Annotated in this window: 17 protein-coding genes and 3 pseudogenes; 13 read left to right on the top strand and 7 right to left on the bottom strand. The window is 41.9% G+C overall.

All coding sequences use genetic code 11. The annotated features are described in order from the left end of the window. The first annotated feature begins 155 nt into the window (after nt 1-155). Nucleotides 156-470 (top strand): CHY zinc finger protein, encoded by a 315-nt coding sequence (locus ACYF68_RS08740; protein WP_461046402.1) that lies wholly within the window; start codon nt 156-158, stop codon nt 468-470. An 8-nt stretch (nt 471-478) separates the two neighbouring features. Here the strand turns inward: ACYF68_RS08740 and ACYF68_RS08735 are convergent, their stop codons facing one another. Beyond that, nucleotides 479-1,669 (bottom strand): cation:proton antiporter, encoded by a 1,191-nt coding sequence (locus ACYF68_RS08735; protein ID WP_461046400.1) that lies wholly within the window; start codon nt 1,667-1,669, stop codon nt 479-481. A 106-nt stretch (nt 1,670-1,775) separates the two neighbouring features. Next, entirely contained in the window at nt 1,776-2,129 is a 354-nt protein-coding gene (locus ACYF68_RS08730) for an ASCH domain-containing protein (protein WP_461046398.1), read from the bottom strand. Between the two features lie 139 nt (nt 2,130-2,268). On the opposite strand from ACYF68_RS08730, the pseudogene ACYF68_RS08725 reads away from it, so the two are divergent. Then, nucleotides 2,269-2,704: pseudogene (locus tag ACYF68_RS08725) on the top strand (EamA family transporter). Beyond that, the gene (locus ACYF68_RS08720; RefSeq protein WP_461046396.1) at nt 2,677-3,153 is read left to right on the top strand and encodes a DMT family transporter; all 477 of its coding nucleotides are present in this window, start codon (nt 2,677-2,679) and stop codon (nt 3,151-3,153) included. The pseudogene ACYF68_RS08725 and the gene ACYF68_RS08720 overlap by 28 nt, the downstream one beginning before the upstream one ends. Here ACYF68_RS08720 and ACYF68_RS08715 read toward each other — a convergent pair. Next, entirely contained in the window at nt 3,150-3,551 is a 402-nt protein-coding gene (locus ACYF68_RS08715) for a hypothetical protein (RefSeq protein ID WP_461046394.1), read from the bottom strand. The genes ACYF68_RS08720 and ACYF68_RS08715 overlap by 4 nt on opposite strands. 193 nt (nt 3,552-3,744) lie before the next feature. On the opposite strand from ACYF68_RS08715, the gene ACYF68_RS08710 reads away from it, so the two are divergent. Continuing rightward, a complete protein-coding gene (locus ACYF68_RS08710) occupies nt 3,745-4,539 on the top strand; it encodes a YhfC family intramembrane metalloprotease (RefSeq protein WP_461046393.1) in 795 nt (264 codons plus the stop codon). A 139-nt stretch (nt 4,540-4,678) separates the two neighbouring features. Here the strand turns inward: ACYF68_RS08710 and ACYF68_RS08705 are convergent, their stop codons facing one another. Further along, nucleotides 4,679-5,095, bottom strand: a complete 417-nt coding sequence (locus ACYF68_RS08705) for a GlcG/HbpS family heme-binding protein (protein WP_461046391.1) — start codon at nt 5,093-5,095, stop codon at nt 4,679-4,681. A 281-nt stretch (nt 5,096-5,376) separates the two neighbouring features. On the opposite strand from ACYF68_RS08705, the gene ACYF68_RS08700 reads away from it, so the two are divergent. Further along, a complete protein-coding gene (locus ACYF68_RS08700) occupies nt 5,377-6,024 on the top strand; it encodes a class I SAM-dependent methyltransferase (RefSeq protein WP_461046389.1) in 648 nt (215 codons plus the stop codon). 262 nt (nt 6,025-6,286) lie between these two features. Next, a pseudogene (locus ACYF68_RS08695) lies at nt 6,287-7,383 on the top strand (glycerol dehydrogenase). Nucleotides 7,384-7,464: 81 nt separating this feature from the next. Here the strand turns inward: ACYF68_RS08695 and ACYF68_RS08690 are convergent. Continuing rightward, nucleotides 7,465-8,166, bottom strand: a complete 702-nt coding sequence (locus ACYF68_RS08690) for a TVP38/TMEM64 family protein (protein ID WP_461046387.1) — start codon at nt 8,164-8,166, stop codon at nt 7,465-7,467. A 715-nt stretch (nt 8,167-8,881) separates the two neighbouring features. Here ACYF68_RS08690 and ACYF68_RS08685 point away from each other — a divergent pair. The 7 genes and pseudogenes from ACYF68_RS08685 (at nt 8,882) to ACYF68_RS08655 (ending at nt 16,315) form a co-directional block, all read left to right on the top strand. Continuing rightward, nucleotides 8,882-9,370 (top strand): hypothetical protein, encoded by a 489-nt coding sequence (locus ACYF68_RS08685; RefSeq protein WP_461046385.1) that lies wholly within the window; start codon nt 8,882-8,884, stop codon nt 9,368-9,370. A gap of 193 nt (nt 9,371-9,563) precedes the next feature. Next, nucleotides 9,564-10,775, top strand: a complete 1,212-nt coding sequence (locus ACYF68_RS08680) for a hypothetical protein (protein WP_461046383.1) — start codon at nt 9,564-9,566, stop codon at nt 10,773-10,775. 133 nt (nt 10,776-10,908) lie between these two features. After that, nucleotides 10,909-11,172 carry a FadR/GntR family transcriptional regulator gene (locus ACYF68_RS08675; protein ID WP_461047556.1) on the top strand — a complete coding sequence of 88 codons (264 nt, stop codon included), beginning with the start codon at nt 10,909-10,911 and terminating at the stop codon, nt 11,170-11,172. Beyond that, nucleotides 11,121-11,588, top strand: a complete 468-nt coding sequence (locus tag ACYF68_RS08670; RefSeq protein ID WP_461046382.1) for a FadR/GntR family transcriptional regulator — start codon at nt 11,121-11,123, stop codon at nt 11,586-11,588. Before ACYF68_RS08675 ends, ACYF68_RS08670 begins: the two co-directional genes overlap by 52 nt. A 150-nt stretch (nt 11,589-11,738) precedes the next feature. Beyond that, nucleotides 11,739-13,481, top strand: a complete 1,743-nt coding sequence (locus tag ACYF68_RS08665) for an L-lactate permease (RefSeq protein ID WP_461046380.1) — start codon at nt 11,739-11,741, stop codon at nt 13,479-13,481. Between the two features lie 77 nt (nt 13,482-13,558). Further along, nucleotides 13,559-15,064, top strand: a pseudogene (gene mqo, locus ACYF68_RS08660) (malate dehydrogenase (quinone)). A gap of 435 nt (nt 15,065-15,499) precedes the next feature. After that, nucleotides 15,500-16,315, top strand: a complete 816-nt coding sequence (locus tag ACYF68_RS08655; protein ID WP_461046379.1) for a ZIP family metal transporter — start codon at nt 15,500-15,502, stop codon at nt 16,313-16,315. 137 nt (nt 16,316-16,452) lie between these two features. On the opposite strand, the gene ACYF68_RS08650 is transcribed toward ACYF68_RS08655, so the two are convergent. Together ACYF68_RS08650 and ACYF68_RS08645 are read right to left on the bottom strand one after the other, a co-directional pair. Next, nucleotides 16,453-16,875, bottom strand: coding sequence for a GNAT family N-acetyltransferase (locus tag ACYF68_RS08650; RefSeq protein ID WP_461046377.1), 423 nt, complete (start codon nt 16,873-16,875; stop codon nt 16,453-16,455). A gap of 154 nt (nt 16,876-17,029) precedes the next feature. After that, nucleotides 17,030-17,755 (bottom strand): alpha/beta fold hydrolase, encoded by a 726-nt coding sequence (locus tag ACYF68_RS08645; protein WP_461046375.1) that lies wholly within the window; start codon nt 17,753-17,755, stop codon nt 17,030-17,032. Between the last annotated feature and the right edge of the window lie 219 nt (nt 17,756-17,974).

Raw genomic sequence — 17,974 nt, 5'->3', positions numbered from 1 at the left:
CAGATAAATATAATCTTCTTATAAGCAGAGAGTTTAGTGCGAAATGTGGCCTTAACTTATTGAATAGTCAGATCATTTAATTTATGTTAGGTTCTATGATAACGGTTTTACTATTATATTCCAACCCTAAAAGGGGATGAGGGGAGTCTTATCCAATGAATGAAATCCATGGTTCACCAATTGATGAACAGACGAGATGCATCCATTACCATTCCGATAAAGATATCGTCGCCATCAAGTTCAAGTGCTGTAATACATATTATCCATGCTACAAATGCCACCAGGAAGCAGCGGATCATGTTAAAGCAGTATGGCAGAAGGAAGAATTTTATACGCCTGCCATACTATGCGGAGCCTGTGGGCATATCCATACCATCCATGATTACTTATCACGATCCAGTTGTGCCAATTGTCATGCTGCCTTCAATGAGGGATGTGCGCTCCATCATCATCTATATTTCGATGTCTAGATGAGTGTCTATTTGAGCAGTTTCTTGGATAGAGGTGAGACGCCAAGACTTTGTATCACCAGCGAAGCAAGGGTGGCTGCAAATGCCAGTGAGATGATCATTGCAGAATCTGCCGAATCCGTCTGGGAATACAGACTCAGTATCAGGTAGACTGACATCGAGCCCTTTAGTCCTGCCCATGAAATCAGAGTGGACTCGCGCCAACTTATGTGATGGCGCCATTTTGGGAATATCTGCGTAGTCGACATAATGATGATGAAGCGGGTCACGAGTGCCAAAATGAAGACGATGATGGCAAAAACCCACCCGTCGAAGATGAGGAATTTAGCCGCTTCGATACCAATCAGTAGGAACAGAAGGGACAATACAGATAGTTCCACGACTTCCCAGAACCCATCAAGCGCTTCCCTGAAATGGTCTTCTTTGCTTGCGCGGCTATATTCAAACGACAGCATGATACCGGCAAAAATTGTTGCAAGCACACCGGAGAAACCAACGGCTTCAGCAAGGTTGAAGAGGCCATAGGCCAAAATGATGCTCAGCATGACCTGGTACTGCCTGTTATGGATGAAGTGCACCGCCTTACTCATCAGCCAACCGAACACAACGCCGAGCAATGTACCACCTAACGAGACAAACAGAAATTCCCCAAGAAACGTGAATACCCCGAAAGACTGGCTGCCAGTATACATGCCGGAAAGCGTACTGAAGATGACAATGCTTGTGCCATCATTGATCATCGATTCGCCTTCAACGACATCGGCCACTGTCTCATCATCTGACGCACTCTGTATGATCGACACGACAGAAACAGGGTCAGTCGGAGTGAGAATCGACGCAATGACCAGTGCGCCGAGGAAGGATATCGACACGAAAGGACCGCTCAACGCGTAGATTGCCGCGCCGAGGATCGCCACTGTCAACATGATGCCGATAGTGGCAAGAAAAGCGATGATACCGACATTTTTCCGGAATTTATCAGCTGGAAACTGATAGGCAGATGTAAATAGAAGGGCCGGCAGGAACACATGGTAGATGGTGTTTTCGGTCAAGTTGATGGATGAGAAGTAGGGGATGAAATATAATCCAATGCCAATCAGCACAAGTACTACCGGCACAGGAAAGTTATTCTTCTTTTTGTCTATTGTAAAGACCATATAGCCGATCAGCAGCAATATGATCAATTGCGAAGCAGTCATGGTGCCACCTCCTAAAGAGTTTATTTAAGTCATGATATGGTTAACTGCTTCCTTTTATGAAAGTCTTTCAATACATATTGCCCCTCCTGCCGCTATTCTAATCATCTTAGGAATCGGCGGCCAGCTTGATATAGATGGCAACCGTTCCCCATTTCTCTTCTTGTTCGTGCCTGTATATATCATAAGTGTTCCGGACCATTTCCGCGATTGATTCACCGCGGTCATTGCCGAGCGCTTTGGCACTTATGTTGGTGTACATATCCTTGAAAGTGGGGTAGGTCTCCAACTTTTCCACAGTCACTGCTACAGATTGATCCTCTTCGGGCAGTACAGTGAAGTGTATCGTATCATTAGGTTTTAATGTGCGTCTCTTATCATCATTCAATCTTACTTCTACGGTTTTATATCCTGACTGGATCATATTGAAAGGGGTTTTGAATAACCGCATATAATGTTCCATTGGCTCCACTCCAAACTTATAGATAGTTGTATCTTCAATGGCTCAGAAACCACTATTTTGAGCCAAAAATATGATACCCTTTAATTGATTGAATAATAAGTCAAATTAAAATAAAAGAGTATTTTTCGGAAAGAGTGTAATGATGAAAAAATCTGTTGTGGCATTACTGGCCCTCTCTGTTGTCTGCATTGCTTTCGCCGCAATTTTTGTGAAATTGTCAGCAGCCCCCGCAAGCATCATCAGCATGTACCGAATGCTGTTTGCCGGCATATTGTTGTCGCCGATCGTCTTCACGTACAAACGTGAACTATTGAAACCCACCATAAAAGAGTGGTGGGCGTTGATGGCGGCGGGGCTTTTTTTGGCCATGCATTTCGGATTCCTGGTTTGCTTCCCTACAGTTGACTTCCGTTGCAAGTTCGACTGTCATTCTTGCGTTACAGCCACTTGTCGCAATGATGGCTTCCTACCTCTTATATAAAGAGAAAGTCTCAGCAAAGATGGTAACAGCCGTCTTCATCTCATTCTTTGGTGTGGTACTCATCAGTTGGGTGATTTTAGCTTCACAGACTTAAGTGCCATCTTTGGGAACATGCTTTCTTTTCTTGGGGTGTTGGCTGTTGTGGCATATTTTCTGATCGGCCAGAATACAGTCCGGAACCTGACGCACTGGGTCTACAGCTTTCTAGTATTCAGTATCGCCGGCATATTTCTGTTGCTCTACAACATTGTCACCGACACTGAACTGTTCAGATACGGACCTCGGGAATGGAGCCTGTTCCTTCTGCTCGCCATTCTTCCGACAATCGCCCATGTGATATTCAATTATCTGCTTAACGAGTTGAACCCTACAACTGTTTCCATGGCTATGCTTTTGGAACCTGTGGGGGCATCATTTCTTGCCTATTTCATACTGTCCGAAAGTTTGACGCCCCTTCAGGTGATGGGTGGCATAATTGTATTGACCGGTGTCTACTTCTTCCTGTTCAGCCAGCACCGTGAAAGGCGTACTAGAACGCTTTAAAATTCAGTGTGTGCTTCAAATTCCGCCTTTTCCAACCTGAACTGTTCAAAGCTGTATTCAGCAACTAAAGCATAGAGCAACAGTCCCAAAAAGGCGATGGCCTGATGGAAAAATGTATCGACAAGCAACATTATGACGGCTAGCAGGACGATTAATATGACTAAGGACAGTGTGCGCCATGGAGTAGAGCGGATGATGATGTACTCTTCATCGGCCACTTTTATTGTGTTGCTGCGGGACAGTCCGCGGGAAACGCTCAGTTCTGCAACTGGTTGCTCCAACTCAACTTCCTTCTCCTCTTCATGGTAGATTCTGTCGATTTTTTTGCCGTCAGCCTTGATGTTCAAAGCTGTGCCCATTCCGATGGAATTGGTACTTCTTTTAACAGTGATCGTCATTATGATTACGCTCCGTTTCTATATGTAGGCCTTTCATGTCGAGTATATCAAATATATATTATAAAGGTCGCCATCTGCAGATGAATGGAGAAGAAAAATGTGTGCGCCTGTAAGGAAGGGTAGGTGTTTGTTGTTGGCAGGCATTCCATTTCTTGTATGCCATTGTTATCATTAAGTAAAAGAGGAGAACTTTATGGTTGGTACAACACAGATTATTTTTATGGTATTGGCAGGCTTAGCTGCAGTATTGTTACCATTTGTCTTCATCCTTATATTAAGGCGTAGATTCAAGATCCAATGGATTCCTATATTGATTGGTTCTGCGATATTCATCTTATTCGCCATGGTGCTTGAACAGATCAGCCATTTCCTGGTGCTTCAGCCCGCGATGGATGGAACGATTCCGCTGCTTGATAGATCACCTTGGCTTTATGTGCTGTACGGTGTACTGGCTGCGGGGATATTCGAGGAAACCGGACGCCTGACTGCTTTTTTGCTGATGAAGCGCAAATACAACAAGGTAGATTCGGCGGTTTCATACGGCATCGGCCATGGGGGGATTGAAGCCATCATAGTTTTGGGTCTCGGCATGCTGAATTCAATCGTCTTCAGCATTATGATAAACAACGGAAGTGGTGTAGTCGATAATCTGCCGCCAGCACTCATCGAATCGATTGCCGGCACACCGGCCTTCACCTATGTACTTTCAATTGTGGAACGCATCCTTGCCATCACTGTTCATATTGGTCTGTCCATCATCGTGTTTACATCTGTGATGAAGAAGGGGAAATGGTGGCTGTTCCCAGCAGCAATCGTGCTCCATGCATTGACGAATGTGACAGCGGCCATGATGCAGGCTGGTCTTCTAGAGGGTATGTGGCTCGTGTATGCTGGTTTGATTATAATGACCGCGATTATAATTTGGATAGCATATAAACTAGTGGCACGAGGGGGCAGATTGGATTCAGAGCAGCATGAAGAATTTTAGGACGATAAAAAGAGCAGCTATCCCATAGCTGCTCTTTTTGGTGTAGCTTGAAAGAAGGTGATCTTGATTCGGACAGTAAAATATCGGGGCCGGTTACGGATGTCCGATCCCGATATAATATCTCCAGCAAATCATGGAATTACAGATTCATCTTCTCAAATGCATCTACACCAGCTTGTGATACTTTGGTATCATTTTCGACACTGCTGCCGCTTACGCCGATGGCACCGATGACTTTATCATCTTTTTCAAGAGGGAAGCCCCCTCCGAATACTACAATCTTGCCTTGATTGGTGGTATTCAGACCGTAGAGTTCGGCGTTTGGCACCGTTGCTTCTGCGAGGTTCGAAGTCGGCATCTTCAACGCTACGGAAGTCCATGCTTTATTCTGTGCGATGTCGATGCTCGCGAGCCACGCGTCATCCATGCGATGTGTAGCGATCAGGTTACCGCCTTCGTCCAAAACAGATATCACCATTTTAACTCCGATATCTTCTGCCTGCTTCTCAGCCGCCGCTATAATTTCTTTTGCGACCTGAAGATTTACCTTACCCATAAAAACATCCCCTTTATCAATATTGATGACGCACTGATGCTTATATAAGGCGCCTTGCTTATATAAATGGTTCATGGAGCTGTTAAAACCCATATTAACCATGAATATCTTCATTCTATGTTATTCTTAATATTCAGTCAAATAAGTTATAATTTTCTATATCTAATATTGAAATTAATCTTAGATTTATTATTTATGGATGTCTACTAGTCGAAAGATGATATGATTAAAAGTAAAATTATACTCTATGCGCTGATTAGAGAATACAAGGAGTAGAAATTATGAAGACAAATTGGGTAGAAACTTATTATAAGAGTCAATATGAATTAATGACATCCAATTTCGCCTACCCGCCCAATCACTTCTTTGAAGATGAAGTTTCATTATTAGAAGAACAAGTAGGGCGGCCTTTTACAACGGTTTTGGAATTGGGAGCTGGACGCGGTGATATAGCTAATATACTGGCGCGTCAGGATAGAGAAATAGTAACTATAGAATTGGTGGAAGAAATTTGTGAATATGCGAAAAAACATGCCCATCAAAATATTCAAGTGCTGTGTGGCGACTTCTATACGATAAAGTTACAACGGAATTTCGATCTGATTTTGTATCTTGATGGATTTGGTGTCGGCAATGACGACGATCAGTCATTTTTGCTGCAAAGGATTTTCAATTGGTTGAGTGACGACGGGTACGCACTAATCGATATTTATCAACCTCTATATTGGCAAGAAATCACTGGTCAGGAAATGTATCCATTTGGTATAGAAAATATTATTCGAAAGTATGATTACGACGAAACGGGAAATAGAATGACCGATACCTGGCGGGAAAAAGGCAAAGAGAACGAAGCGATTACACAATCCCTCGCTTGCTATTCACCCGAGCAGATTTATACGCTCTGCGAAAGGCAGGAATGCATATTATAGCCTATTATCCTTCAGGTGCAATGGATTTTGAGACGGGCATATTCCAAAAAAAGCGCATCGTTGGATGAGTGCCTGTCCTATCAAATTAAATTAAGGAAGAAATAAGATGAGAAAATCTTTCCATATAGCAGTTCTGGAGTTCCCTTTTTTGATAAATGGCTGATAGAAGAACTGTCCATCATACTATGACAGCACAGAGGCATACTTTTTTGCTTACAGGGTAAAATTATTAATGGATATTAAATTATTGGGAGGTTATAAAATGGCAAGAATGATATTTCAATCACCAGGTAAATATGTACAGGGGCAGGCGTATTAAAAGATTTGGGAGAAGAGACCCGTAAACTGGCCGAAAAGCCAATGGTCATTGCCGATGATATGGTTTGGTCGATTACCAGTGAAACGATTACGCAAAGTTTTAAAGATACCGATATAGATTTTGACTATGAAGCCTTTAATGGTGAAGCCTCGGAAAAAGAGATTGATAGGTTAAGTGAGGTTGCTAAAAATAAAGGCTCTGACGCAGTGGTTGGAGTAGGCGGCGGTAAGACACTGGATACAGCAAAAGCAATAGCCGATAGTTTGGAAGCGCCTGTCATCATCGTTCCGACAACGGCTTCAACTGATGCGCCGTCAAGTTCACTTTCTGTAATCTACTCAGAATCCGGTGAATTTACAGGCTATAAGTTTTATGACAAAAACCCTAATCTGATCATCATCGACTCGCAAGTAGTCGTGAATGCTCCGATAAAACTTTTTGCTTCAGGAATGAGTGATGCCATGGCGACTCTGGTAGAGGCAAGGGCAGCTCTAAAAAGCCATGGTGAAAATATGGTGGGTGGACAGCCTACTTTAGCTTCGATGGCCATCGCAGAAAAATGTGAAGAAACTTTATTTAGATATGGTGATTCTGCGTACCGAGCTGCGTCAGAAGGTTTAGTGACACCTCATGTCGAAGCGGTTATTGAAGCGAATACACTGCTTTCAGGACTTGGTTTTGAAAACGGCGGATTGGCTGCAGCCCATGCCATCCATAACGGTTTCACTTCTCTGTCAGGGGATATCCACAATCTCTCACACGGGGAGAAGGTAACTTATGGCACCCTTGTACAATTGGTCCTTGAGAATGCTTCGGATGAAACATTGCATAAATATATCGATTTTTACAAAAGTATAGGTATGCCAACAACCCTAAAAGAAATGCACTTGGAAAATACCAGCTTCGAAGATCTGGTTAAAGTTGGAGAGCTTGCTACAGACCCGGGAGATACGTTCTCTAACTTAAGTGATAAAATTACTCCTGAAGAAATCGCCAATGCAATCCTTGCGGTAAATGAAATAAGCACATCCAATAAATAATATTAAACAATTAACCCGGGCAATGAACACAATCCATAAATGTTCATTGCCCGGGTTTTTTAGCTAATAAAATTATTTAATCTATTGTTCGGTTGATTCAGTTTCTTTTCGTTCAGGTGCTGTACTCCGCCAGTATTTATATGAAATCCAAGTCGAGACCAACACCGCAATCCAGGCAATAACCAATACTGTGCCATGGAAAATTGATGGGTTAGATGCAAATGCTCCCAAAGCCACTAGAGAAATCTGTCCCGGCATGGAAGCGACAAAGGTGGCGGAAACGAATGCATATTGTTTCACACCTAAAGCACCAGCCCCATAGTTTATTGGCCAGTAAGGTAATGCAGGCATCAGCCTTACAGTACACATTGCCCAGAACCCTGCATTGCTGAGGTAATTCTGTACAATGGTACTGTGGCGTCCTAAAAGGCGGAAGACAATACGTTGGCCTAAAGCACGGGCTAACCAGTAACCGATCCAGGAACCAACCATCACGCCGGAGAAGGAGAGCAGGGTTCCTTCTATCAAGCCGTAAAGGGACCCTGCCACCAGGGCCGGCACTGTTACAGGAATGGGGGTGATGGCTATTGCGGTAGTGATTCCAAGAAATACCAGCCAACCGGCCCAGCCATAGCTAAGAATGGTTTCACGCAACGCCTCTGGTGAGGGCAACTCCGTATTGAAGCTCACCCAAAGCAGTGATGCGCCCAATACAACTAGAGCAATCAGAGATCCTACTGAACGGAGGGAAAGTAGACTGGTTGGTTCCTTTTCTGAATTCATAAGTTTCCTCCTTTCATTTTGACAATGAATCGTACTTTGGCCTCATCGGAAATATGATACAGATTTCCGGATTTTTTGATAATGCTTGTAGACTTCACGTTAATTTCCCCTTGATTCCCTTTCGTTTATAATGGGTCTGGAACTTTACTGATTTTCTGTAATGTTATTGTATTAAATCTTCCGTCTGCTTTTCATAAAATAACTTCGGCACCTGCCGTTAAATGTATATTATACATTATCCCTTCATGTCATTGCTATCAATGATTATTTCATAAAAACTATACTTGGATTACTTTTAAAAAGAAGGTTTCAATATTTGAAAAAGACGACATTTTTAACTGGGCACGTCAAAAATCAAAACTCTTTGTTTCCTGAATGCCTTTATCTGATAATTCTGTCGGCACATCAATTTAATAGAAAATCCAGATTATTGAAATAATTAAAAATGTACGTTATCCTGAAATTGGAAATAATCTTAATCCATGAAAGGATGTTGTTGGATGAAAAAATCAGTTTTTCTCAGTTCAGCACTAGTAGCAGGCACACTGATGTTTAGCGGATTAAGCGGTACGGCACAGGCAGAAGAGGGAGACGGCGCCAAAACGGTCTGGGCGAAGTACTGCCTGCAGAAACCGATCCAGATGGAGATGGTTGGGCAAATACGGATTTTGATCCAACCTGGATGTCCCAGGAATCCCAGGATAAAATTAGTGAGTTGGCCTATAAGAAAGATACAGGGGAATTGTCTCAAGTAGAATTTAATGAAGCCGTGGCAGCACTCTATCAAAAAGAACAGCAAATGCAGATGGAGCACTCTAATAGGGACAACGACGAACACGACATGGATTCAAGTCAAAACATGGCCGGTATGCAAGAGGAACTTGCCAATCTCGCCATGCACTCACCACAGACACTAAATGAAGCGCCATTGCAAGAAACCCCTTATCATCATAATTTTAACTACGACGGTTACGAATTCGACTTCTCTTATGATGGCATGTACTGGGAGTGGGTATATGGCACGAACAAGAATTTTACAGCGTATGAATTAATTGATCTGGCACATAATGATCCGGAACAATTGAATGAAACCCCGGTGCTCAATGGCACTTATGATTTTCATTTAACAGACCAGATGGGTGAATATGTATATCATTTCTCTTCAGACGGATCAGAATGGACTTGGTCGTACGAGAAAAAATAGTATAAGTTGTTAGGTGCAAAAGAGAAAATGCTGCAGGTTATCTAACTTGCGGCATTTTTATGGTCAGCTAGATAGAACGGGCCTGACTGCTTTATTATCCAAAATTTAAAAGACTGAGGCTGACATATTATGGGTAGGAAAATAACATGTGGTTGAAACAAGATCGAATGAATTCAATATGAGGAGTATTTTTATGCGATTAGTTTTATTTTCAATTTTATCGTTACTTATACTTTCAAGCTGCCAATCAAATGCAGCACCCGATGATACGGCTGATGGTACAGAAACGGATACAGAAGAGACGTCAGTGCCATCTTCTGAGGGCAATGACGATACCAACGCTTCAGAGAATGAAAAAGGCAATGAAGCATCAGATGCAAGTGATCCGTCGGAAGAGCCAACTGAGGAAAAAGAGAATAGTGAAAATGATTCAACAACAGAAAGTTCCGACGGTCAATCAGATGACAGTAGTAATGAAAAAAATGCCACTGCATTCGACATCCACTCCGACGCAGTGCAACAGACTTTGTTCAATCCGGATGGTGTAAAGGCAGAGAATCTGACGTTTTCCCAAGACGTCATTACTGAAGGAATGTCCCGCGCAGAAGTAGAGGCGCAATATGGGACTTATGACCTGGTTTATCCAGGGCATGGTGGGCCTGTGGTCATATATGGCAATCTGGGCGTCAATTATTCAGACCCCGGTCCATTCATAAATAAGGATGAGCAGACAGCAGAAAAAACAAATCCGGAAGAGAATACTGTAACCAATGTAATGTACTATGCTGGATTACCGTATGAGAAAGTGATTGATGCTTTAGGACCACCGGATGTAGATGTTTATACATCGGAAGGCGGGCCCATTAGTGGGCAGCAATATATGAAATATGAAATTGAAGACAAGGAAGACTCAACAGTCATCGGTACTTTCTGGCTGCATGATAATGAGGCCGGTGAGAAAATTGTTGATGTAATGGTGATGAATGATGTGCCTGATGATGCTAAGCAGGATACCGATTCAAATTCCGAAGAGACAGACGGATTAAGTGAGGAAGAGAAACGAATGGCTCAATTTATAGAAGGATATATCGAAGAGTTGATGGCCTACTATAATGGCAATGCAGAAGACATCATAACTTTCACGCGCGAAAACTCCCCGAATTTTGAAAAGATCTCTGCCAATAAAGATTCAGGGAATTATCGAAACCACAAAACTTACGGTATAAATGTTAAGGATGTTACGCAAACTGATGGAAATACCTATAAAGTAACGGCCAGCAGACAATATTCACACGCAACCTCAAATGGAAAACGCTTCACAGAGGTAGAATATACCATCGTTGAAACCCCGCAAGGCTTTATGGTTTTTGATTACCATGAAGTCAATAATGAACCTGTTGAATGAAAGCAGGAAGAACTTATGATACCATGATTGCATTTTATAAAACCTGTATTGTCATTAAGGAGATACTGACAAAATAATATATGCTATCATTGATAGCACAATAATACTATCGGATGTGGTCGCATTGAGTATAATGAGAAAAAGAGTATACGAAGAAATAACTGACATAATCCTATCAGATATCAAATCCGGGAAGTTAAAACCAGGTGGTAAACTGCCTGCAATTTCAAAGATGGCAGAAACCTACCAAGTATCCCAAGCTTCTATACGTGAAGCACTGAATAGCCTCAAAGTGTTGGATGTCATTCAAGTTAAACACGGCAAGGTTCATTCATCAATGAACAGATGCCTCTTGGATTTGAACAGAACTTCGAAATCATTACAAAATCAGATATAGCAAATCTTCTGGAGTTACGGAAAATCATAGAAGTCGGTTGTGCTGGCGCTGCTTGTAAAAAAGCTGATGCCTTTCATTTTGATAAAATGGAGGAGGCGCTAAAGAAAATGGAGACGGCAGTCGAGAACAATGAGTTGGGTGAACAGGCAGATTATGATTTTCATATGTCTATTGCTGAAGCGACAGAGAATCCACTGCTCATCAATCTGTTAGAAGATGTCTCAGATACAATGATCCGTACAATGAGAGAAACGAGAAGACTATGGTTGTATGAAACACAGAAATCAATCGAAAAAATTTATGAGGAACATAAACTCATATACAAAGCAATAAAAAATAAGGATGAGGATGAAGCTACCAAAAACATGTTGTCTCATTTGAAGGAAGTAGAAGAATTGTTATTAATGCATTATTGAAGAATCTCAAATGAGATTCTTTTTTATTCTTCGATATTTTGAAAAAAGTTTGACATTTAGAAAACGGTTACATATAATTTCAAATAGACATATGGTCATCAGATGACTTAAGTTCGGTTATAATATTTCTAGAAGTAAGGGGAGGGTACTTTGACATTTTTGAGTTTGCTGCCAATACTATCAATATTCTTCTTTCTTGTGATTCTCAGATGGTCAGCTAAAAAAGGAATGTTCTACAGTTTTATAATTACAGTGTTGATCGCATTTTTTGGGTGGCAGATGGGTGTTACTGAGATTGCAGCCGCATCATTTAAAGGGGTACTGACTGCACTTGAAGTGGGTGTCATTGTGTTCGGGGCAGTATTGCTACTCAATGTTCTAAAAGAAAGTGGAGCTGTAGATACAATCCGAACATCTTTTACAAGCATATCCCCGGACAGAAGGGTGCAGGCGATCATTGTCGCATGGTTGTTCGGTACATTCCTGGAAGGTGCTGCAGGTTGGGGAGCGCCGGCAACCGTAGTGGGACCTCTACTTATTGCGCTAGGCTTCCCAGCACTTGCCGCCGTTATGGTTGCATTGATGCTTCAGTCTACACCTGTTTCATACGGAGCAGTAGGTACACCTATTTTGGTAGGGGTAAATACCAGCTTAGAAGATAAACCAGTTGTAAATTCGTTTCTGGATGCAGAAGGCATGGAATTGTCAACATTCATATTCAATGTGGGAGGCCAAGTATCGATATTCCATGCGATGGTTGGATTATTTATCCCACTCTTCATGTCGGCGATGCTGACTAAATTTTTTGGGAAGAACAGAAGCTTTCTGGAAGGACTTAAAGTATGGCCATTCGCTATTTTTGCAGGTCTTGCATTCGTCGTCCCTTATTCTCTTACTGCTAATTTTCTAGGGCCTGAGTTCCCATCAATTATCGGGGGATTAATCGGTCTTGCAATTGTAGTGCCTTTAGCCAGAAAAGGTTTTCTCATGCCTAAAGAAACATTTGTATTTGAGCCACGTGAGAAATGGCACGCATCGTGGATAAGTGAAATGGCCGGCGATGCTAGAGCTCCTAAGAAAATCTCAATGTTTAAAGCATGGCTGCCATACGTGCTAGTGGCATTATTATTGGTTGTGACAAGAATTGATGCGCTTGGACTAAAAGCGCTTCTTTCAAGCTGGGTTATATCATTTGATGATATTCTTGGTACAGGGATAACACACAGTCTGACTCCGTTGATGATACCTGGGACCGTGTTCATTATCGTAGCAATTCTGACAGGATGGGTACATAAGTTGGATGTTAGAGGCATGGGGGACGCATTCAGGGTATCTTGGAAAACAATTCTATCAGCAATGGCTGCATTGATAGTATCAGTGCCCCTTGTGCAAGTATTCATCAATTCTGGTATTAACGGGGCAGGATATGAATCGATGCCGTTAGTTCTGGCACAAGCAGCTGCAGGGCTTTTCGGAGATAGTTGGCCTTTAATATCTCCTACCATAGGTGGTTTAGGTGCATTTGCAGCAGGAAGTAATACCGTGAGCAACATGATGTTTGGGCTATTCCAATTTGGTGTAGCGGAGCAGATCAACATGAGTCCTTTAGCCATAGTCTCCCTTCAAGCGGTGGGTGGTGCAGCAGGTAATATGATTTGTGTGCATAACGTGGTGGCAGCGAGTGCAGCTGTTGGAATGGTGGGTAAAGAAGGCACCATCATTACAAAGCTGCTTATACCTACAACTTTCTATCTTGTGTTCGCAGGGGCAATCGGATACGCATGGGTAAATGGTATCGGCTTTAATATTGGGTTTCTTTTAGTCCTGGCTATCCTTACACTGATTGTTGTCATGATTTTACGCTCATATAAAATGGTGGAAAGAAAGCAGTAGGAGTCATCTGTATTTAGATATCGCTATGATTATATAATGCTGAGAGAAGATTATATTGATGTAATAAAAAATATTTTATGAATAGGAAAGGCGGTCATAAAATGGTTAATTCAAAACCAAAGAGTGTCATATTGATAGGCGCTGGTGTGCTAAGCGGCACATTTGGTTCTTTCTTGAAAAATATAGAACCAGACTGGAATATTAAAGTCTTTGAAAGGCTGAACCAGCCAGCTATGGAGAGTTCCAATGAAAAAAATAATGCTGGAACAGGCCACGCAGCACTGTGCGAGCTGAATTATACAGTCGAACAGGAAGATGGCTCGATAGATATCGAAAAGGCAAAAGAAATAAATGAACAGTTCGAGGTCTCTAAGCAGTTCTGGGCACATCTAGTTAAAAATAATGAAATACAAAACCCTAGGGAGTTTATACATCCTTTGCCACATATAAGTTTTGTCCAAGGTGAAGATAATATGAATTTCTTGAGAAAACGGTATGAAGCACTGTCTCCACTGCCGATGTTCGAAGGAATGGAATACTCAGAGGATTTCAATCAGCTTAAGGAATGGATGCCGTTGATGATGGAAGGGCGCCCGTCGGATCAACCTGTTGCGGCGAGTAAAATTGACTCGGGTACCGATGTCAATTTCGGCGAGCTCACCAGGAAGTTGATGAAAAACATCAGTGAACATGACAATGCACAGGTGCATTATAATCATGAGGTGCTTGATTTTGAGAGAAGAAGAGATGGCAAGTGGGGCGTCAAAGTGCGTAATCTTGAGGATGATACAGTCGACTATCATGTGGCGGATCATATTTTTATCGGAGCAGGGGCAATGCTATACCACTGCTCCAGAAACAAAGATTCCCGAGAGTAGAAACCTGGGGGCTTCCCGATAAGCGGTGCATTTCTAGTCTGCAGCAATCCTGAAGCAGTCAAAAAGCATGATGCCAAAGTTTATGGGAAAGAGCCGCCAAACACGCCTCCTATGACTGTTCCACATTTAGACAGACGTTATATTCAGGGGAACGAAAGTCTTCTGTTCGGCCCCTTTGCAGCTATAGGGCCTAAATTCCTTAAGAACGGCTCTAATTCAGATCTGTTCAAATCCATTAATCCAAGCAACATAATGACGATGCTATCGGCAGGCATCAAGAATATGCCATTGGTTAAATACTCCATCGAACAGGTCATGATGGATAAGGATGACCGGATGAAGGAACTGAGGAAGTTTGTGCCCGATGCGAAAGATGAGGATTGGGACTTGCTTGTAGCCGGTAAACGCGTACAAGTAATCAAAGATACTAAAGAATACGGGAAAGGATTTATTCAATTTGGAACTGAAGTGGTGCATTCCAAAGATAATTCCGTCATCGCCCTGCTAGGTGAATCACCGGGTGCTTCTATATCTGTATCTGTCGTCCTGGAAGTCTTTGAGAAGAATTTCCCTGAGTACAAAGAGCAATGGACACCTAAGATAAAAGAAATCATCCCTTCATATGGGCGTTCATTGATAGAAGACACTGAATTGTTGAAGGAAATCAGGGAATCAACCTCCCGGGAACTTGCCTTGAAACAATAATACCTCTTCCCCGGGACATTTATAGGCCCATTAAAGATATGTATTTTGAAGACCAACGTATGACTTAAGCCATATGTTGGTCTTTTCTATATGCATGGATTTAAATATATCCAGCCAAGAGGACTCTGATAAAATTATTTACAAATTATTTCTTGTATTGCATAATAGTTTAGAGTAACCTAAAAATTATATTAATACTTATAAAATGAGTATAATACGGTTGCCAGCAAATCAAATGGATGACCATTTATCATGGGTTTCAAAAATCCTTATTCTTTATCTACTGTTGGTAATTAAGTTCTGTCCGGTAAATGGAATGTACTAAAGGGTTGTCACTTTATTGGATGGGTTTAAGGGATACCGAATAATGGTTATAGGAAACACAGGAAACTAACTAGAAATCTTAAATATTTATATAAGGAGGATTCATGCAACATGGTTGATTATTTTCTGGGATTGAATCCAGTTTTACAGGCAACCATTGCCACACTCTTTACATGGGGCATGACTGCTATCGGGGCGGCGCTCGTTTTTACAACGAAAGGTTTTAACCAACGATTTATGGACAGTATGCTCGGGTTTGCCGGCGGGGTCATGATTGCTGCAAGTTTCTGGTCTTTGCTGGCACCAGCGCTGGAAAAAGCCGAAGGCGGCGCTCTGCCGATTTGGGCGCCAGTCGCAATTGGCTTTTTAGCTGGCGGTGGGTTCCTTTGGCTAGCTGATAAGATTCTTCCACATGTTCATCCAGGATTGGACTCGGAATCGGCAGAAGGGATCAATCCAGAGCGAAAAAGACGCAGCACGCTTCTTGTCTTAGCCATAACATTGCATAATATTCCAGAAGGATTGGCTGTTGGGGTGGCGTTCGGAGCTGTTGCCGCTGACTTGCCGTCTGCTTCACTCGGAGGCGCCATAGCGCTGGCAATCGGTATCGGCATCCAAAACTTCCCTGAAGGCTTGGCCGTATCGATGCCGCTCCGACGTGAGGGGATGTCCAGGCGGAAAAGTTTCGCCTATGGACAGGCATCCGGCCTCGTTGAACCCATTGCCGGAATCACCGGGGCACTTGCCGTCACCGTAATGCAGCCCCTATTGCCTTATGCATTAGCCTTTGCAGCAGGCGCGATGATCTTTGTTGTCGCGGAAGAAGTCATCCCTGGTTCCCAGGAGAATGGCAATACCGATCTTGCTTCCATGAGTCTTATGGTCGGATTTACAATTATGATGATTCTTGACGTTGCGCTAGGATAGGTAGCATTGGGTCAACCCAAATTAACGAAAACATTAACAAGTAGCCCCGTCATTTTAAATGACGGGGCTTTTATCTTGTTTGAGATATACTTGCTTTATATCCAAATTGAACTACCGACTAGAAGATTAAAAAAACATCACTTGAACTTCTCAAGGCGATAAAGACCCTCTTCATCTACTTCACCTACATCATCTTTAAAACCATATCCCATATTCAAGTAAAAGTTCAGCGCAGTTATTGAAGCAGGTATTTCAATACGGCTTGCCCTTATGAAGTATTCATCAGATTCCAATGTTTCCATAATTCTCTTGCCAACCCCCTTTTCTTGGTAGGCGGGAGAAACAAAGATTGTAAACAGACTGCTTTCATTCTCACTTCCCCAATATGGACCTATAGATCCAGTCCCTATAATATCTTTCGTATTCTCATCTACAAAGACATAGCAATTTGTAAATTGAGCTCTTTCAATAAAGAAGTTCTCGTCCATTTGCCTTACTTGATCTTCAATATATTCCTGTGAATAATCCTTAATATTTGTTTCCTTTAAGGTTATTCTCACCAGCTCTGAAACTGCTCTTGCATCCTCATTAACAAAACGTCTGCATTGAATAATATGAACCTCGCTTCTAATTTATTTTGATATCTTCTATCAATAATCTAATCTCACTTTAAAATATAGGGTTGAATATATCGAAACACTCTTAAATGAGTTACTAGTCTTCATTATTTAATGCATATCTATTAAGGAAAATTTCCAGAATCTTATTATAAACTTCTGGCCTATCCAAGTGTACTGCGTGACCAGCAAAAGGGACTACTGAGGTATGTATCTTGGGGTTCGTTTCTGGATATTTGATAATGCCTATTGTTTCATGAGCATTTTGTTCCCCGACGATGTAAAGAGTGGGGCAATGTATCATAGATAAATCTGAAGTAATATTAAATGGATACCAATCGGGATCTTGTGTAATCTTTAGCAGTGCTTTCCAGTTACCTTTATGAATTGTGTCAAAGTAGTTGAGAGTACCAGAATCTTTTAAGACCTCTTCTATTTGTTCAGTTTCATTTTGATTTAATTTTTCCCAATCAGATGGTTTTTCTGGCATAATTCCGGATAAGGTTAAACTGCTCACCCTGTCAGAATATTGTTTGGCAAATACAAGGCCGACAAGTGCCCCTAATGAACACCCTACAATATGCACTGTACGAAGATCCAATGCATCAAGCGTCTCTGCCAGATCATTAGCTGAGCGGTTAAAATAATCGGAAAAATCATCGGAAGTTGACTTCCCATGCCCACGCAAATCAGGAAGTATCACTTGGTAATTTTGATTGAAGTATTCTCTTTGGGCGTCGAGTTCGGTCTTTCCAGTCTGCAATCCGGTATGTAAAAAAATAATAGGCTCTCCGGTACCTGTCACTTCTGTATTTAAAATCATAAGAATTCATCTCCATATAAATTTCTAAAAATTGAGATTAATTTGTTATACTCTCACTATACCAAATAATTACAAACATAGGAATGATGAATCAGCGATAGGAAGACCATCATGGTAGTTAAGCAGATGAACTAAAGAGGTTAGGAAAAACAGGAATCATGAGACGCTTTGAGGGAATGGATTCTATTCTGAGGGGATGGCCACCATTCATCGAGAGTG

This window comes from Salinicoccus sp. CNSTN-B1, from assembly GCF_054792835.1.
The sequence above is the reverse complement of the archived record's forward strand: the minus strand, read 5'-3'. Positions and strand labels throughout refer to the sequence as shown.